This is a genomic window from Clostridium sp. AWRP, from assembly GCF_004006395.2.
Lineage (GTDB): Bacteria > Bacillota > Clostridia > Clostridiales > Clostridiaceae > Clostridium_B.
Genome location: NZ_CP029758.2, coordinates 656,027 through 672,764, shown reverse-complemented (window position 1 = coordinate 672,764; position 16,738 = coordinate 656,027). Strand labels below are relative to the sequence as shown.

The 16,738-nt window shown below is 31.8% G+C and carries 21 protein-coding genes and 1 pseudogene; 1 reads left to right on the top strand and 21 read right to left on the bottom strand.

The window, feature by feature from the left end; translation table 11 throughout:
• Positions 1–2: 2 nt before the first annotated feature.
• From DMR38_RS03060 to DMR38_RS02980, 16 genes and pseudogenes are all read right to left on the bottom strand, one after another.
• Positions 3–323 (bottom strand): hypothetical protein, encoded by a 321-nt coding sequence (locus DMR38_RS03060; protein WP_127719940.1) that lies wholly within the window; start codon positions 321–323, stop codon positions 3–5.
• Positions 324–345: 22 nt separating this feature from the next.
• Positions 346–2,022, bottom strand: a complete 1,677-nt coding sequence (locus DMR38_RS03055) for an SWIM zinc finger family protein (RefSeq protein ID WP_127719939.1) — start codon at positions 2,020–2,022, stop codon at positions 346–348.
• On the bottom strand, positions 1,998–3,134 hold the full coding sequence (locus DMR38_RS03050) for a VWA domain-containing protein (protein ID WP_127719938.1): 1,137 nt from the start codon (positions 3,132–3,134) through the stop codon (positions 1,998–2,000). The genes DMR38_RS03055 and DMR38_RS03050 overlap by 25 nt, the downstream gene beginning before the upstream one ends.
• On the bottom strand, positions 3,131–3,583 hold the full coding sequence (locus tag DMR38_RS03045) for a hypothetical protein (RefSeq protein WP_207670773.1): 453 nt from the start codon (positions 3,581–3,583) through the stop codon (positions 3,131–3,133). Before DMR38_RS03045 ends, DMR38_RS03050 begins: the two co-directional genes overlap by 4 nt.
• Before the next feature lie 32 nt (positions 3,584–3,615).
• A complete protein-coding gene (locus DMR38_RS03040; protein ID WP_127719936.1) occupies positions 3,616–3,810 on the bottom strand; it encodes a hypothetical protein in 195 nt (64 codons plus the stop codon).
• Between the two features lie 92 nt (positions 3,811–3,902).
• Positions 3,903–4,037, bottom strand: coding sequence for a DUF2262 domain-containing protein (locus DMR38_RS03035; RefSeq protein ID WP_243124422.1), 135 nt, complete (start codon positions 4,035–4,037; stop codon positions 3,903–3,905).
• Between the two features lie 14 nt (positions 4,038–4,051).
• Positions 4,052–4,276 (bottom strand): hypothetical protein, encoded by a 225-nt coding sequence (locus tag DMR38_RS03030; RefSeq protein ID WP_127719935.1) that lies wholly within the window; start codon positions 4,274–4,276, stop codon positions 4,052–4,054.
• A 77-nt stretch (positions 4,277–4,353) separates the two neighbouring features.
• The gene (locus tag DMR38_RS03025) at positions 4,354–4,629 is read right to left on the bottom strand and encodes a hypothetical protein (RefSeq protein WP_243124421.1); all 276 of its coding nucleotides are present in this window, start codon (positions 4,627–4,629) and stop codon (positions 4,354–4,356) included.
• A 79-nt stretch (positions 4,630–4,708) separates the two neighbouring features.
• Entirely contained in the window at positions 4,709–5,254 is a 546-nt protein-coding gene (locus DMR38_RS03020) for a GNAT family N-acetyltransferase (RefSeq protein ID WP_127719934.1), read from the bottom strand.
• A 127-nt stretch (positions 5,255–5,381) separates the two neighbouring features.
• Positions 5,382–5,870 (bottom strand): GNAT family N-acetyltransferase, encoded by a 489-nt coding sequence (locus DMR38_RS03015; protein ID WP_127719933.1) that lies wholly within the window; start codon positions 5,868–5,870, stop codon positions 5,382–5,384.
• A gap of 54 nt (positions 5,871–5,924) precedes the next feature.
• Positions 5,925–8,336 carry a DUF5682 family protein gene (locus DMR38_RS03010; protein WP_243124420.1) on the bottom strand — a complete coding sequence of 804 codons (2,412 nt, stop codon included), beginning with the start codon at positions 8,334–8,336 and terminating at the stop codon, positions 5,925–5,927.
• Positions 8,297–9,412 carry an AAA family ATPase gene (locus DMR38_RS03005; protein WP_127719932.1) on the bottom strand — a complete coding sequence of 372 codons (1,116 nt, stop codon included), beginning with the start codon at positions 9,410–9,412 and terminating at the stop codon, positions 8,297–8,299. Before DMR38_RS03005 ends, DMR38_RS03010 begins: the two co-directional genes overlap by 40 nt.
• Positions 9,413–10,070: 658 nt before the next feature.
• Positions 10,071–10,256 (bottom strand): annotated as a pseudogene (locus DMR38_RS02995) (cysteine-rich KTR domain-containing protein).
• Between the two features lie 15 nt (positions 10,257–10,271).
• Positions 10,272–11,003, bottom strand: a complete 732-nt coding sequence (locus tag DMR38_RS02990) for an ABC transporter permease (protein ID WP_127719931.1) — start codon at positions 11,001–11,003, stop codon at positions 10,272–10,274.
• Positions 11,000–11,728 carry an ABC transporter ATP-binding protein gene (locus DMR38_RS02985; protein ID WP_127719930.1) on the bottom strand — a complete coding sequence of 243 codons (729 nt, stop codon included), beginning with the start codon at positions 11,726–11,728 and terminating at the stop codon, positions 11,000–11,002. Before DMR38_RS02985 ends, DMR38_RS02990 begins: the two co-directional genes overlap by 4 nt.
• Positions 11,729–12,298, bottom strand: coding sequence for a TetR-like C-terminal domain-containing protein (locus DMR38_RS02980; protein ID WP_127719929.1), 570 nt, complete (start codon positions 12,296–12,298; stop codon positions 11,729–11,731).
• A 261-nt stretch (positions 12,299–12,559) separates the two neighbouring features.
• Here DMR38_RS02980 and DMR38_RS02975 point away from each other — a divergent pair, with 261 nt between their 5' ends.
• Positions 12,560–12,667 (top strand): transposase, encoded by a 108-nt coding sequence (locus tag DMR38_RS02975; RefSeq protein WP_347562545.1) that lies wholly within the window; start codon positions 12,560–12,562, stop codon positions 12,665–12,667.
• A gap of 131 nt (positions 12,668–12,798) precedes the next feature.
• On the opposite strand, the gene folK is transcribed toward DMR38_RS02975, so the two are convergent.
• The 5 genes from folK to DMR38_RS02950 all read right to left on the bottom strand — a co-directional run bounded on the left by folK (position 12,799) and on the right by DMR38_RS02950 (position 16,699).
• A complete protein-coding gene (folK, locus tag DMR38_RS02970) occupies positions 12,799–13,626 on the bottom strand; it encodes a 2-amino-4-hydroxy-6-hydroxymethyldihydropteridine diphosphokinase (RefSeq protein ID WP_127719928.1) in 828 nt (275 codons plus the stop codon).
• A gap of 26 nt (positions 13,627–13,652) precedes the next feature.
• Complete coding sequence (locus DMR38_RS02965) at positions 13,653–14,129, bottom strand: HD domain-containing protein (RefSeq protein WP_127719927.1); 477 nt, start codon at positions 14,127–14,129, stop codon at positions 13,653–13,655.
• A 15-nt stretch (positions 14,130–14,144) separates the two neighbouring features.
• Entirely contained in the window at positions 14,145–14,702 is a 558-nt protein-coding gene (folE, locus tag DMR38_RS02960) for a GTP cyclohydrolase I FolE (protein ID WP_175412909.1), read from the bottom strand.
• Between the two features lie 133 nt (positions 14,703–14,835).
• Positions 14,836–15,654, bottom strand: a complete 819-nt coding sequence (gene folP, locus DMR38_RS02955) for a dihydropteroate synthase (protein ID WP_127719925.1) — start codon at positions 15,652–15,654, stop codon at positions 14,836–14,838.
• A 130-nt stretch (positions 15,655–15,784) separates the two neighbouring features.
• A complete protein-coding gene (locus tag DMR38_RS02950; protein WP_127719924.1) occupies positions 15,785–16,699 on the bottom strand; it encodes a DMT family transporter in 915 nt (304 codons plus the stop codon).
• Positions 16,700–16,738 lie beyond the last annotated feature (39 nt).

Below are 16,738 nucleotides of genomic sequence, written 5' to 3'. Positions count from 1 at the left end.
TCCTAGCTGCTTATTTTTGTCTTCAGATTTAATATATTTAATCTCTTTTTGCAAATTATACAGTACTCATTTAGTTCACAATATTCTTTAATGCATTCACTATAGTTGAAATCAAATGAATGTCTTTTTGATTTCAACTTATCATGTATCCTATTTAATTTTTGAGAACCATAACTCATTCCACAGCTTTCTAAAACAAGTCCAAGCCTCAAAAATTCATCTATTACAAAATCACTAGGTGTATTAAATCCACTAAAAAATAATTCTTGAATATTTTTTTGAACTTCATCTATTACATTAAGTATCTGTTTACATTCATTCATATACTCACCACCAATTTACCATTTATAGTGTTAAATTTTCTACTTCTCCAGTATCATCATAATAAGTTATAGGATAAAATACGAGCTCCTCACCATCTATATAAGTTCTTCCAAAAATATAATGTGATCTGTTATATTTTATAACTCTTTCAATTCTTCTTATCATGTATTTTGTATCTGAGGAGAATTTAATAATAATTTTACTGCAGTTATTAAACTTATCATAAATTGGTACAGAAAATTCTTGAGTTACATCATTAAAATCCACTTCTCCAAATTTATCTACCCGTAAAAACATTAAATTATACTTTTGATCTTTTTCACTCTTGTCTAAAAATATCCTGTCTAAAATTTCATTCCAGTTATCATAATCATACTTTTCAGTATTTAATTTAAAAATATTACTTTTACCTATTATTGTCCCATTTGATTCACTGCTTGAAGATATCCTATTTTGTGAATTAATTTTGCCGTGAATTAGTTTCAAGCTTATATTACTTAATTCAGAGATACTACAATTTAAGTTCCATGGAGCAGGTTCATTAAAAGATTTCCTATAATTAACATCATCATAATATGTAGGTAATGCATTTGTATATGTATAAATTTGTCCATTTTTACTTTCTAAAAAATAATATGTAATTCCTTCATAACCAGAATTGCTTTTCCACTTTTCAGCTGCAAAACCATGAAATTCTACAGGTGGAATCTCGTAATAGGAACTTTTAAATTCACCAACAAGCAAACTCAATTTATCTAAGTCTTTTATATTTTCAAGTGAAATTGCCCTTGTATAAAGAGATGTTATTTTATTTACTAGATTTTCTTTGACAAAGGAGGCATTTTTATTAAAATAGAGAGAAAATTCCTCTCTAATATCTCTTACACTTTTTTCAAAATTAGGGAGTTCATAATTGTGACATATAACAGCTAAATTATTCAAACTATCCATGATAGTAACTGGCATTCTAGAAAGACCAGCTATAAGCATATCTTCAACTGCAAATTTTATCTTAGATGAAGCCTCTTTTAATTTTTGTTCATCAAAACCTTCTGATGCTTTTGCAAAAACTTTAAGTTCTCTTAAATTCAAATAGCCCTTTTTCAATTTGTATAAAATTAACGCTTCGGCTTTATGTACACATAATTCCTTGGATTTGCAACTACATGTTGAATTTTCAATGTTACCCAAAAACTTCACAAAAGTATTTTCGTCTGTAAAATTCACTTCTATAATAGAACCTTCTTTTATTTCAAACTTCACTCCAAATTCTATTCTTTTAATTATGTCATTCAGATTTTTATCTCCTGTTTTTTTCTTTATTGTATCTATCGAAATTTCTTTTAGTTCTAAAAACTTTTCCTCTTCTTCAGATTTACTTTCCGTACCCTGTATATCAAATAACTCTTCCTTATTTTTCATCAAATACAAATAGCACATTATAACATGCTTGCATATGCTCCTTGATGGGCAACTGCATTTATAACCTTTTATATTTTCATTTATACTGCAGGTTATATCATCAAATTTAAATTCAATGCTATTATTCTTTACTTCATATTTTATATTTGAAACTTTGGACAAGTCCTTGTCTGCTCTCTTTGTAATACCTTTATTGCTGATTCCAACAAGATATTCTGCATCTATACTGTAAATAAATTCTCCAAGTTCTTTTAAGAAATTATCTTTGCTATCCAATCTGATAACCCCCCCGGTGTCATAGCTGCAACTTCTGCTCCAAGTGAAGCCATTTTTAAAGCAGCATTTTTATCATATGAAGGCGATGCATCTACATCAAGAGCTGTTAAAATAATAAGCTTTGCTCCACTTTCAACAATGGACTTTGCCTTTGCATACATATTTCCATAACCATATCCCTCATATAAATCCGTAACTAGAACAACCATTGTCCTATGAGGATTTTCAATTAACTTTTCACAATAAGTCATAGCTTTAGTTATATTAGTTCCACCACCAAGCTGTACACTCATAAGTGTTGTAACAGGATCATCAATATATCCACTTAAATCAACTACTTCCGTATCAAATATAATGAGATTTGTTTTAAGCATAGGAAGTTTTGAAAATATACCAGCCATAATTGCACTATGGATTACGGAATCCAGCATAGAACCACTCTCATCTACTGCAATTATTATATTCCATGGGTTGAATTTTCTAACATTCTCATTAAAATATATCTTGTCCACTACAAGTCTTTTTTTATCACAATCATAGTTTTTCAAATTTTTCTTTATAGTTCTTTTAAAATCTATATTTTTAGAAGACTTTAAAGTTGTGGATTTATTCTTATTTATTCTACCTGTAATTGATTTTTTAACATCATTTTCAAGTTTCTTTGTTATATCCTCTGCTATCTTTTTTACAATGGACTTGGCAGTATCAAGTACATCACCTTTCATAAGGTGTTTCATCTGTAGTATATTTTTTAAAAGTTCTTTATTAGGTTCTAATTTTTCCAAAACTTCTTTATCCGTTAAAAGTTCTGTAAGATTGTACTTTTCAATTGCATGCTTTTCAAGTACTTCAACAGTCTCCTTTGGAAAAAGTTCTCTTATTTTAGTTATCCATTTAGGTACAGTCAAATTTGATGGTGACGTGCTCCCGCTGCTTTTACCTCTCTTAACTCCATCTTTTTCGCTGTATTCTCTTGAATATAAAAAATCCAGTAAGTCATCCATTTCCATGTAGTTGATACCTGAATTGCTATCTTCAAATGGAATTTCACCATCTGCATATTTTCCAAGTATCAATCTCCATCTATTTAAGCTGACTAAACTTTCCTTCATAGGTTATCCCTCCTCTTCTGCCATTTTTTTAAATGCTCCACTGCATATACAATTTTATTTTCTGTTCCATCCTCATATCTTTGTACAGTTAAGAAAAACTCCTCATTTTTATCCTTTAAATAGGTACTGCAGCTATCACAAGCCTCATCTATCTGTATCAAAGAATATTCTTTGTTAGCTTTCCATTCATTTAAATTACTTTCCTCAAAGCTTGTTCTAACCCATTGTGACTGCTTTTCTAAAAAATAATTTTTAGCTGCATCTTTCTCAATAAATTTTTCAATTGAATCTGCCAATAGATATGGTTTGTTATCATTATACTCTTTACCATAAATTCTTCCCTTTGAATCCATTACCATATATATCGATTCATTATAATGGAACATTGCACAAGTAAAATAATATTCCCCGTCTATTTCTTCTGCATCTACATAATAGTCATAATCCATTGTACGTGGATTAAACTGAGCACTTATCATTTCTAAAAAAAACCTTCAGTGGATTTTCCTAATTTATATGATATACCTGCATAAAGCTTTTGAAACCTTAAAATAGCATCATATACTGGATATTTCATATCCTTTAGTACTTTAAATATAATTTCATCATCTTTAGGTACTTTTTGTTTTTTTGCTTTATTAAGCATATCAATTGCCCTAGTACTTAAATTGCACATTTTACTCCTCATCTCAATTTATCCTATAATATCTTTTATTTAGATTATATTTTCTTGAAACCAATATAATCTAAACTGTCCATTATTTCATATCAATCTATTATCATCATTTTATCCCGCAATTTCTGCTGAATCCAAAGTTCACTTGCAGCATATTTTCTAATTTTATCACTCCAGTGCTTTTGATTTTTAAAAAGTTCATATGCAGTTTTGAGAGAAGCTTTCATTGTTTCTTCCTCATCTAGATCAAAATATCAAGATTTTCTTCATTATATTCCTTATGAATGTCTCCTTCTAAATTATTATTGATAATCCATGTAAGATAAAAAACAATATGAACACAGGCTCTTTCAGCAATTATCTTGTTCTGCTCATCATTAATATCTTTAGGATCTATTTTCTTATTGGAACAATAAGCCTCCATTGCTCTATCATAATAATTATCATACCTATCAAAAACTGCCATAACTTTATTCATCCTTCCAAATTTACTATTTATAATTCTTAACTTTAAATTGGAATTTTTATAATTTGCTTCATTATTTAAGATTCATTAATCAATTTCTTCTCACTTCTCAATGCTTTAGCAATATTAGTAGCTCCATTACGCTCACATAGTCCTATTTCACTATCAATAGCATTTAGCATTTCTTCCTTAGTGATTATATTGTATTCATGTTCCAATTCAGCATCACCCCAAAGTTCTGGATAAGTATGGTCAAAATAATACTCATTCATTGATGTTACACCATATATAATTACTTCAATTGGTCCAAAACAAGAATAATCTATTATTGCTCTTTTACCATTATAAGGCACATATTGTATTGTTCTATTAAAGTCATATTTTCTCCCTTTACTTTTGACCTAATCTATTCATCTCTACAAATTGAACTATTTATCGTTCTATTGAATAAAATACTTGTGCTTCTCTTTTTCCTGTTTCTTTATTTACAAAATAATTAGGTAATGCTGCATCTTTTCTCATGCCTGCCTTTTCCATAACAAAACCAGACACTGCATTACTTTCTGTATGACAAGCAATCACAATATCAACTTGAACTTTGTTAAGCATATACTCAATAAAAGCTTTCAATGCTTCCGTTGCATAACCTAAATTCCAATATTTCAAACCATAGCAGTAACCAACCTCACAAAGTCTGTGACATTTTGAGAATTTTACGCAACTAATTTCTCCAATTGGCTCATCATCTTCTTTTCTAATCACAATCCAATCGAAAAAAAATTCTTTATCATACATACTTAATTTAGATTGTATGTATTTCTTTGTTATTTCCTCATTTTCATGAGTATTCCAACTCAAATAACGTGTAGTCATACTATCTGAAGTCCAATTTTTATAAACTTTTGCGTAATCTTCTATTGCAAATCTTCTTAATATTAGCCTATTAGTTTCTATTTTTTGTGTTCCAATTTCGTTCATATCATCACCACCAAGTTGCTATTTTTAGCAGCAATCCCAATTATATAAAACCTTACTAAAATCCAGCTTCATTAAATCCTCTTCATTATATGTCTTTATTTCCATTGCACACTATTCTATGTGAAAACTAAAATTCTAAAATCATATCATACCACTTAGCACCACCATGTACTGACATGGATACACCTTTATTTTCGTAGCCAAACTTCATGTAATAATGAATAAGCCTTTCTTTACAAGTTAAAATAACTCCTTTTCTACCTGATGATCTTGCTGTTTCTATCATATGCTTCATTAAATTTGATGCAATTCCCTGATTACGATACTCTGGTATAACATCCAATCCAAAAATGGTTTGATAGCGTCCACTAGGAACATGAAGTGTAGAATCTTCAAAAAGTTCATCGCATATAACAGTCTCATTTATAATGCATCCATTAATAAATCCAACTATTCTATCATTTACTTCTGCCACAAAAAAGCTTTCCGAAAATGTTTCTATACGCTGCTTAAAAGACTCTTTTGTAGCTGCTTCTGATTTTGGAAAGCAAATGCTCTCCACTTCTGCTACCGAATTTAAATCATCTATAGATACCTGTCTAATTTTAATCTCCATGTTAATCTTCCTTTCTTTATATGCATACTTAAGCCCAAAATAAAATAACTGCATTCATATTATTCCGCTTTGTTCCATTTCTTTGGCTGCATATTTATCAATTTCCGATCCAAGCTTTAAAATTTCAGGTGAAATAACTTTAAGTTCATCAAAATGAACTTTACTCACCTTATAATTTTTTGCTACTTTTTCTCCTATTTCATCTACTTCTCTAGGTATAAAATAGCTAAATGCAAGCCTTAACTGTGGTATAATTCTTATAAAATCTTCATCTTCAACTTCATTTATAAACTTATCAATTGACTTTAAAATAGAGCCTTCCACAAAAACTAAATCTCTTGCAGTTGAAAACAATCCATTTAAAAAAGATGGTGCCTTTAGTGCTTTTTCCTTAGTCCCAAATATATATCCTTCCACAGACTTTGCCGCTTCTTCTGCTTCAAGCTCATTTAATCCATATAGTATTCCAGATGCTGCTCCTTCAATTCCTGCATTTACAGAATCAAATCTTAGAAGGGAAAATAGTGCTTCCTTTAAAAGTGTGTCATCTAAATCTAATTCTCTTTTCATTACGATATTAAATACTTCTTTCAAAGAATTAACTCCCTTTAAAGCTTCTTCTTCATTAACTGAAGCCATATTCGGAATTAATATGCATATTTTGCTGTACACATAAAAAATTATATTTTTTACTTCATTCATAGAATTCATGAAATATAGTTCTCTCATTGTGTATATGTAATTTAAATAATAAAGACAATTTATTAATGAATAGATGCTGCTATCTTCCGCAATAATATCTTTTAGTGAATTTATTGTAGAATTAAAAATTTCATCAAGTCCCATGTTAAATGATAAAACTAGTAATTTTGAAATATTTTCTGCACTTTTACCACATTCATTCATATTCTTTTTTATAAGAGACGTAGATGCTTCTTCTAAGGTTCCTCCATAAACTGAATTTTCGATTAAAGCTGCATCAACTTGTGTATTCCATTTATAGTACCAAGTTTCTCTTATTAAATTTACATTTCTCTTTTCAAAAATATTTGGTCCTTTTATTAGCCTAGAAAAATTAGTATTTAAAAATGTCATCCTATGCATTAAACAACTTATTTCTCTGTGTCTTTTTGATGAAAATATATCAAGTGAAATTTCCTGCTTTATAGTAGTATTTATCTTGAGCTTGTATTTAGCACAAGTGTCTTTAAAATCATGTACAAGAGGTGGCACATCTGCCTTCCTGCAAAGCTTACCAATTTTATTTCCAGTTAAATCTTTATATAAAACTTTAAGTGGATCTTCTGTAGATATATTTAAATCTCCTTTTATAAAAGATGAAGTTATACTGTCTATGAGTTCATACACTCCAGGCTGCCGCTTTCCCCTGAGATTTGAAAGTCCCTGAGCCATATCAAACGCACATATTTCATCAAAAGTAGAAAGACATCCATCATTTTTTCTAACCTTTTTACCATTTTGAATAATATTTGAAAGTACACAGTTCTTATATACAGTTTCATAACTTTCATTTAATTTTTTCCACACACCTTCATAAAAATTTGGAAAGGGCATTCCGCTTGAATATCCATTTAACTGGTCAAGTGCTTCCATAGAGTATGGCATAACGTATACTCCTTTATCCTTTTCATCAATTTTCTTAAGTCTAAATTCAACCTTTTTATTCAATAAATCTATTATTCCATATGTATGAAATCCACCGGTGATTACTAAAACTTTGTTATACACGCTGCATGCTTCTTGAATTTTAGATGCCATAAAAGTTTCCCTGGCAATACAGCCTTCACTTATAAGATCTTCTTTTGCGCTGCAGATTCTTGAAAGATAACAATAAGAAAGCATATTTTTGACAAAATCTTCTTTACTTATATAAAGTCCCTGAATTTCAAATAGCTTTTCCCAAAATTCATTAAAACTTCTGCAACCTTCTCTTTTACACAGTTCTTCTATAAATTCATTTTCTTCAAAAAAATAATCATCATTGTAACTTAACTTATCTTCTTTTTTTAAAAGTCCCTTGCCTTTCTTACTGTTTATAAGTATGTCCGCATAAGATAAGTCAATAAACCTAGTTTCAATATTTTTCTTTTTGCCTTCTCTAATTCCAATAAGTTCTGGTGAATAATCTAAAAACGGGTAATAACATCTATATTTTCCCCTTGTATCATCTATAAGTCCCTTTGAATCCGAATAAGAATAGTAAATAGCAAAAGGAGGATTACTATCTTCATGCGACAGTGACTCCTCTATGTTATTTCCATCTACAGGTCCTTCAATTAATATAATTTGCGGTAAATATTCTTGAATTGTATTTCTTAAATGATAGGAACATGCTGGACTATGATGTCTTATCGGAAAAAATACAAGGTTTGACCTTAAATCAAAGGCGGCATTAAATAGTTTATTTATTTTATCCATTTCCTTGCTTCGTAATAACTTTTCCATAATTCCCCACCTTCTGCAGCTTTTGATTTAACTACAACATTAAAATAACTTTTAATCTTCTCAAGATCATCTCTACTTTCCTTTAAAGCAGCACCCATTATATTTTGGGCCATAGAATTCAGGTTAATCTTCGAATCTCCATAGTAATAAGCTGTCATCATTGTCTGGTAATAAACAGATACGGCTTCTGCCGTACTCATAACTGAAGAAGGCTTATCTATCCTTATGCCATTTGAAGATATTCCTTCTCGAAGTTCATGAAAAGTTGAGGCCAAAAGTTCTGCAACATCCTCATCCACTTCCATTTTTATATTGTTTTGATTTTTAAGTTTTTCAACTTCATTTACTATTATTTTTGCTTCTAGTGAAACATCTTTTATAGGAAATATGGTTTCAAAATTAAATCTTCTTTTTAAAGCACTACTCATTTCATTAACACCTTTATCACGTGTATTTGCAGTACCTATTATATTAAATCCAGGTTTTGCAAATAGTAGTCCTTCACTTTCACCAAGTTCTGGTATGTTAAGTACTTTATCACTTAATATACTTATTAAACTATCTTGAATTTCTGATGGACACCTTGTTATCTCTTCAAATCTCGTGATAATTCCCTTCTCCATTCCAACAAAAAGTGGTGCTTTAACTATAGCATCAGATGTTGGTCCTTTTGCTAAAAGCATTGCATAATTCCATGAATACTTAATCATATCTTCAGTAGTTCCAGCCGTACCTTGAACAGTGTTAGTGCTGCAGCCGCATATCGCCGCAGATAATAACTCAGATAACATTGTTTTTGCAGTACCTGGTTCTCCAACAAGCATAAGTCCCCTGTTTCCTGCAAGGGTTATAATACATCTTTCAACTAAAGAATCATTTCCAAAAAACTTTTTATTTATGTATATTTTTCTATTTCTATATGTTAAAGGTTCTAAACTTCCGAGTATAAATTTTCTCACAGCCTTTGGTGACAGTATCCAATTTTCTGGTTTTATTCCATCATCCTTTTTCTTTAAAGCTGCAAGTTCTTCTTTATATAAAATCTCTACTGGAGGTTTTAATATCTTTTCTGCCATGAAACCACTCCCATTCTTTACTAAATTTATATTATGGTTATATATCGTATATTTATTACTGTGACTTAAAACTACACAATAAAATATAGTATAAAAACCTGCTAAGAAAAGTCAATGCATTTTTTTATTGGTAAGATTCCATTACTCTTGCATAGTAAATCCGTAAAAATTTATTTAAGCCTACTATTTTAGCTGCCCGTTTTGGTTTACCCTCAGCTTCTTTTTTAGAATATACCAATATACTGCATGATCATCTGGTGCTGCATCTATTCCTGCATAGGCTATTGTGCCTTACTATTATGAAATATCGTGCGTCACCTATTTCAGCTATTAGCTTTGGGGCTAATACATCACCAACACCGCCCATAGCTCTAACTACTGGATATTCTGGTATTATCAAAATGCCAATATTCTTCTACAAAATCTGATAGCTTATCTTTCCCGTTTACTTTGTTCCAACCTGCTTAATTAAATGTTTATAATAAGGGGTGGTTGACGATTTTTATAACGGATGTAAAAATTCAAAAAGAGCCTCGCCAGAACAATTACTTCCCTTTATTATAAAAAAATAAGTGCACGTGTTAAATCACTAATGATGTGTTTAACAATTACACTTTTATGGTACTAAAGAGCCGGTAACTGTAAGCAATCTTACATGTTATTGTCTCTGCGTCTTAGCATCTGGCTCTTTGATAACTGACATATTTAGCTGGGGTACATTGATTAGCGTTTCCTACTTGCACTTCGGCCAGAATAGAGGAAAGTTTTCAATAATTGTATCACCTCGTACCCTAATGCAGGTTTTATTTTTGCATGCAGGACACAATAACCATTCTGTTCTCATAGCTCTTTATTAACCTCAATTAATTTTCATCTTTCGGGTGAATACAAGGATGGATATGACTACAGTCAAACCAGCATATCCAAACACCCACCATATATGTGGGAATATTCCTTCAAAGTTGCCCCCCAAAACGGCTCGTCCAAGTTCAACAGCATGCACAAACGGTAAAGCATATGCTATTTTTTTAAATAGACCTCCAACAAGTCCTAAATCAAACCATGTTCCTGAAAGCCATGCTGCTAAGTTTGTAAGTATCGGTCCGCAGATACCACCTACCTGCTTGTCATTAAAGATACTTCCAAACAGAAGTCCTAATGTAATAAAGAATAACGCAATCGGTATGGAAAAGAGAATCGCATAAACAATGTTTATAGTAATCTTCAATCCTAAAAAGATGGCCGTAATGTAGCAAATTACGCTTTGCGCCAATGAAATCGGAATAAGGGGGAGCGCATATCCCAAGATATAATCACTTGCGGTTAATGGTGTAGTGTATAATCTTTGAATCAAAGCACTTGACCGGTCTTTTGCTATCAACATCGAAGAAAACAACGTCATAAAGGATAACCCGAATACAGATATTCCCGGTACAAGCTTGTCTATCTTGAAAAGGCTGATAGGGATATTTGCCTGTATCTCAGACAACAACAGAAGGACGACTAACGGGAATCCTATACCTAATGCCACATTTAAAGGGTCACGCAGGATTTCCTTTGCTGTACGTGTGAAAAAAGAAAGCATTCTCATTGCACTCCCTCCTTGACAAGTTTCACGAAAGCATCTTCAAATCGATCCGTTCCGGCTTTAATTTTGATTTCATCGGCCGTTCCTGCAAATAAGAGCTTACCGTTTTTCATAATGGCAATATGGTCTGAAAGTGATTCTGCTTCTTCCATATAGTGCGTTGTCAAGATTATTGTAATTCTTCCTTTAAAGGAACGAATGATATCCCATAAATCGCTTCGTGCCAAAACGTCCAGTCCCAACGTTGGCTCATCTAAAAACAAAATTTGCGGTTCGGAAATCAAAGCCATTGCAATACTAAGCTTACGCTGCCAACCGCCTGAAAGTTTCTTTGCCTGCTTATTTGCAATTTCGTGTAAGCCAAATTGACCAATCAGTTCTGTTATTTTGGCTTTAGCTTTTTCGTTGGAAAAACCATGAGCCCCTGCCATAAGCCCTAGATTCTCTTTTACGGTCAAATTAGGTGCAACAGCTGTTTCTTGTGGTGAAACAGAGATTATTGACTTTACTGCCTGCGTATCTTTAGTAATGCTTTTACCATTCAATACCGCATCGCCACTTGTAGGCCGTGTAAGACATGAAAGCATTTTTATTGTGGTAGTTTTACCCGCTCCGTTTACACCCAAAAGTGAAAATAATTCTCCGGTCTGAATTGATAAGCTTAGGTCATTGACAGCAGTTATGTCTTTATATTTTTTAGTTAAGTTACTCATAACAATCGCATCCATTTACTTGCCCTCCTTATTTTTATATCGTTCTCTCATGCCCTCGTATGCGTCGGTCAACATCATACTGATCATATCCCACTGCCAATCCAGGTAGGATGTAGCAATCATTGTGGCAATTCCGTGAGCATAGGTCCACATTTCAATATGAAACATAAATGCATCATCCAAACTCATTCCGGTATTAGCTGAAATGAGGTGTAAAAGTTTAGAAATGTCCTCTCGTTCCTCTTTTATTTCTTCCTGAGACCGATCACGCATAAAAAGCAGTTTGAACAGTTCTTTTTCCTCTCTGGCAAATTTAATATAGTAGATACCACTTGCTTTGTACGGCGGATAGGCGGAACCTTCCATGCCTCTTTCAATAAATTGCTGATAAATCTGCTTTGCCGATTGCATTACATCCGTTTTTAAATCTTCCATCGTGGAATAGTTGCTGAAAATCGGCTGTGTGGAACAGTTTAGTTTTTGTGCCACAGATCTGGCGTTCAAGGCTTCTACTCCACTTTCGCGAACAATAGCAAGAGAAGCCGTTATAATATCAGCTTTGGATATTTTGGTTTTCGGCGCCATTCTACTCCCTCCTTTCATAATATAACTTAAGTTATATATCGTATGTTATTTTAATTGAATGTTTTTATTTTGTCAATAGAAGGCTGAGGATTAACGTTATAAACGTTTCTGCAACGCTAAATGGCAAGCAGGGTGGCTGTTGCACTAAAAAATTAGTGTGGCATCCTTTTTGCCTAAAAAATAAATCTCCCACTCGGAAGAGTGAAAGATTTACTTTTAACTTATTCCCAATTAAGGGAAAATCAGGCTATACCTCGTCAGATGCTGAAGATTTTACTTTATTCTTATATGAATCATAGCTATTCTTCTAGAGAAATGGAAACCTCTTGCAAAAGAGATGTAAATTTCATGTGCCTTCTAGAATGTTAATCAGTACCAGATCATTCTACCTTCGCAAGATTTCGTAGTCTTCACTTTGCTCCTTGAGACATACACAAAAACGCTGCCGCGTTAGCATATTTTTTATGCTAATGCGACAGCCTCATTTTTAACTTAAAACTTTATAATTCTTGTGTTTTTTCTAATTCATGAGTCAAATTTATAATTCTATCATTTAAAACAGGATGAATAACATAAGGTGCAATATCTGATAATGGCTTTAAAACGAATAATCTCTCATGCATTCTTGGATGGGGAATTATAATCTTTTCTTCTGATGTAACTAAATCATCATATAATATTACATCCAAGTCTATAGTTCTAGGTCCCCATTTTATTATTCTCTCTCTTTTTAATTTTTTCTCTACCTCTAACAAAAAATCCATTAAATCTCCGGGCTCCATTAAGGTTTTAACCTCTAGAGCACCATTTAAAAAATTATCCTGATCTAAATATCCCACAGGTTTAGTTTCATACAATTTAGATATTTTTGTTACATTATTATAAGGTGAAGAATCTATTATATCTATGGCATCTTTTATATTTTTTGCTTTATCACCTAAATTAGAACCAATTGAAATATAAGCTGTATGCCAGCACCTATTTATTTCTACCGCTACCCACTTTAATGGCTTTCCTATAGGTGCCCATGGTTTTTTTATTTTGACTGTCACTCTTTCTACTTCTGTATATTTTTTTAATATAAAACTAGCTAGAGATTCTGCAGACTTTTCAATAAGATTGTATTTTTTTCTTTTAAATTCTTCCTCTACTTCACAGCATAATTTGGCGTAATTAATAGTTTTACTCAGGTCATCACTTTTTCCTGCTTCACTTAAATTTAAAAATATTTGCAGTGATATAAGAAACCTCTGCCCCATATCTTTTTCAGCTTGATTTACACCATGATAGGCATATACTTCTAAATCCTCTACATATATGACATCCATACAAAACATCCCCTAACTAAAACTAATCAATATTTAATACTATAGTTTTTCTTTTCATCTGGCCAATTACACTCTGAAATAGCTTTGCACATAAAACAATTTCTACATGCTTTGTCACTATAATAAAATATATTTTTAAGTAAACTATCAGAATCTTTTTTTCTGTGATTACCTATCAAATCAAATATTTTTTTTTCTTCCTCATTGTCAAAACCGCACTGATCCAAAATATCTTTTCCTAACTTAATACTAGCTAATTCATGAGGTATGCCCTCTTCATATTGCTGCCATCTTCCTATATCATGCAGCAGAGCAGCTGCATATACAATTTCTTTTTTTACATTAATATTTTCTTCCAATACCTTTATATAAGTAATCCTAGCCACATCCAATAAATGTTGAATATTGTGTTTGCAATATTTTCTATTTTCTTCAAGCTTATTAATTTTAGATAAATAAGCACAAAACTTACGGTTTTTTAAAATAGCATTAACTTTTTCCAAATTCAGCACCACGCTCTATTCCATATTTATCATTCTATAAACTTCGTCCCTAAGTGTAGGTTCACTTTTAAAAAGTCCCCTAGCAACTGCTGTAACAGTCTTACTTCCAGGTTTTTTTATTCCCCTCATAGTCATACACATATGCTCCGCTTCAACTACAACCATAACTCCCTTAACTTTTACATATTTCATCATTGAATCAGCAATTTGAGCAGACATTCTCTCTTGAAGTTGAAGTCTCTTCGCAAAAACTTCAACAGTTCTAGCCAGTTTACTTAATCCTACAACTTTCCCATCAGGTATATATGCTATATGTGCTTTCCCGTAAAATGGCAGAAGATGGTGCTCACACATGGAGTAAAATGTTATATCTTTTTCAAGTACAATATCATCACTATCTACAGTAAATACTTTTCTCAAATGTTTTTCAGGACTTTCATCTAATCCTTCAAATATCTCTTTATACATTCTAGCAATCCTATCAGGTGTCTCAACCAATCCTTCTCTTTCAGGATCTTCTCCTATAGCTTCAAGCATCATTTTTACTGCTTCTCTAATCTTTTTTTCATCCATGATAAATGTATATTGAGTTTAAAAATGCTTACCCAATATTTCTCCTTCCCCTTAAACATACTTAGTTAATTAAATAACAAGATTATATCATTTAAGCTGGCATTGCACAAGTGACTTAATTCACTTAGCAGAGCTACCTTCTTATTATAGCATCTGCCATTACTGCAGCTCTTTTGTTTTCCTTTACGTCATGAACTCTTACAAAATCACACTTTTTCATTATTCCTATTACTGTAGTAGCTACAGTTCCTTCTATCCTTTCATTTACCGGAAGATCTAATGCCTTTCCTACCATTGATTTTCTCGAAGTTCCTAAAAGCACTGGATAGCCCAGTTCTGAAAGCCTTTCTAACTGATTCATAACAGCTAAATTTTGCTCATAATCTTTAGCAAAACCTATACCTGGATCTGTTATTATATTTTTGGGATCAACTCCAGCTCTTAACGCTATATCTATACTTTCCTGTAAATCAGTTAGTACGTCATTCATCAAATTTGTATAATTTCTGTTATCTCTGTTATGCATCAAACAGCAAGAAACTCTATAATGTGCAGCTACTTCTGCCATGTAAGGGTCTCTTTTAAATCCCCAAACATCATTTATTAGTGATGCTCCTGCTTTTATAGATTCTTCTGCAACTTTTCCCTTATATGTATCTATAGAAATAGGAATATTTATACACCTACTTAATGTACCTATTATAGGAATAACTCTTTCTAGTTCTTCCTGCTCAGATACAGGATCATAGCTTGGTCTTGTAGATTCTCCACCTACATCTATTATATCTGCCCCTTCTTCTTCCATCTGTTTAGCATGCTTTTTAGCCACCTCTATATTGTTAAATTTTCCACCATCAGAGAAAGAATCTGGTGTAACATTAAGTATTCCCATGATGTAAGTCCTTTTTCCTATTTCAAAATCCTTTTTGCCTATTGTAATTACTTTATTCATGATATCCCCTCTTATCATTAAATTCAAAACTTTTGTTGAAATCGTCTCCAATATTATAACATATTTTACTAAAGGTATACATAATAGATAACTATTTAATTGACTCTAAATATGACATTTCTATAATGTATTACCTCTTTTTACAAGCTTCAACTTTTGCACGGCAAATTTCTCTAGGTCTAATCTGACATATAATCATACCTGCAAGCATAAGAGCACATCCCAATATTGCCTTTAAACTTAAATATTCATTTAAAACTAAGAATCCTCCAATAGCTGCAAAAACTGATTCCATACTCATTATAATAGCTGCATGTGTTGGTTCAGCATTTTTTTGTGCGACAATTTGCAATGTATATGCAATTCCCACTGAGAATATACCACCATATAGAATAGGTATTGCAGCCTGTAAAACTCCACTTATTGTTATATTTTCAAACAAAACAGCTGTTATTAAACTTAAAACCGAACAAGTTATAAATTGAAAAAATGCCAGTTTGAGTGTATCAAACTTTTTAGAAAAAATATCTATTAAAATTATTTGAACAGCAAAGAAAAAGGCACTTGCAAGCTCAAGCAAGTCACTGTGTGATATAAAAAAACTGCTTGTAACACATAAAAAGTATAACCCTACCACAGCAATTAAAGCTCCGATCCACGAATTCAGCCCTACACGTCGTTTTAAGAACATACCCATAATTGGAACAAATACAATGTACAATCCAGTTATAAAAGCAGCTTTTCCTGCTGTAGTTCCTATAAGACCTACTTGTTGGAAAGAAGAAGCTAAGAACACTATTAGTCCTGTAAAAAGTCCAGATAAAAATACGCTTTTGAAACTTCTATTTTTTTCTTTATTTTTACCATTTTCTTTATAAAATATTATAAGTGGAACTAACGAAAAAGCACCTAGTCCAAATCTTACCCCATTAAAAGTAAACGCACCTACATAATTCATACCCACCCTTTGTGCTACAAATGCGAATCCCCATATGGCAGAGGTTATTAAAAGCATCATACTAGATTTTAAAACACCTTTATTCATATCTCACATCCCCTTTAAAAAAATCGTCACATAAAATAG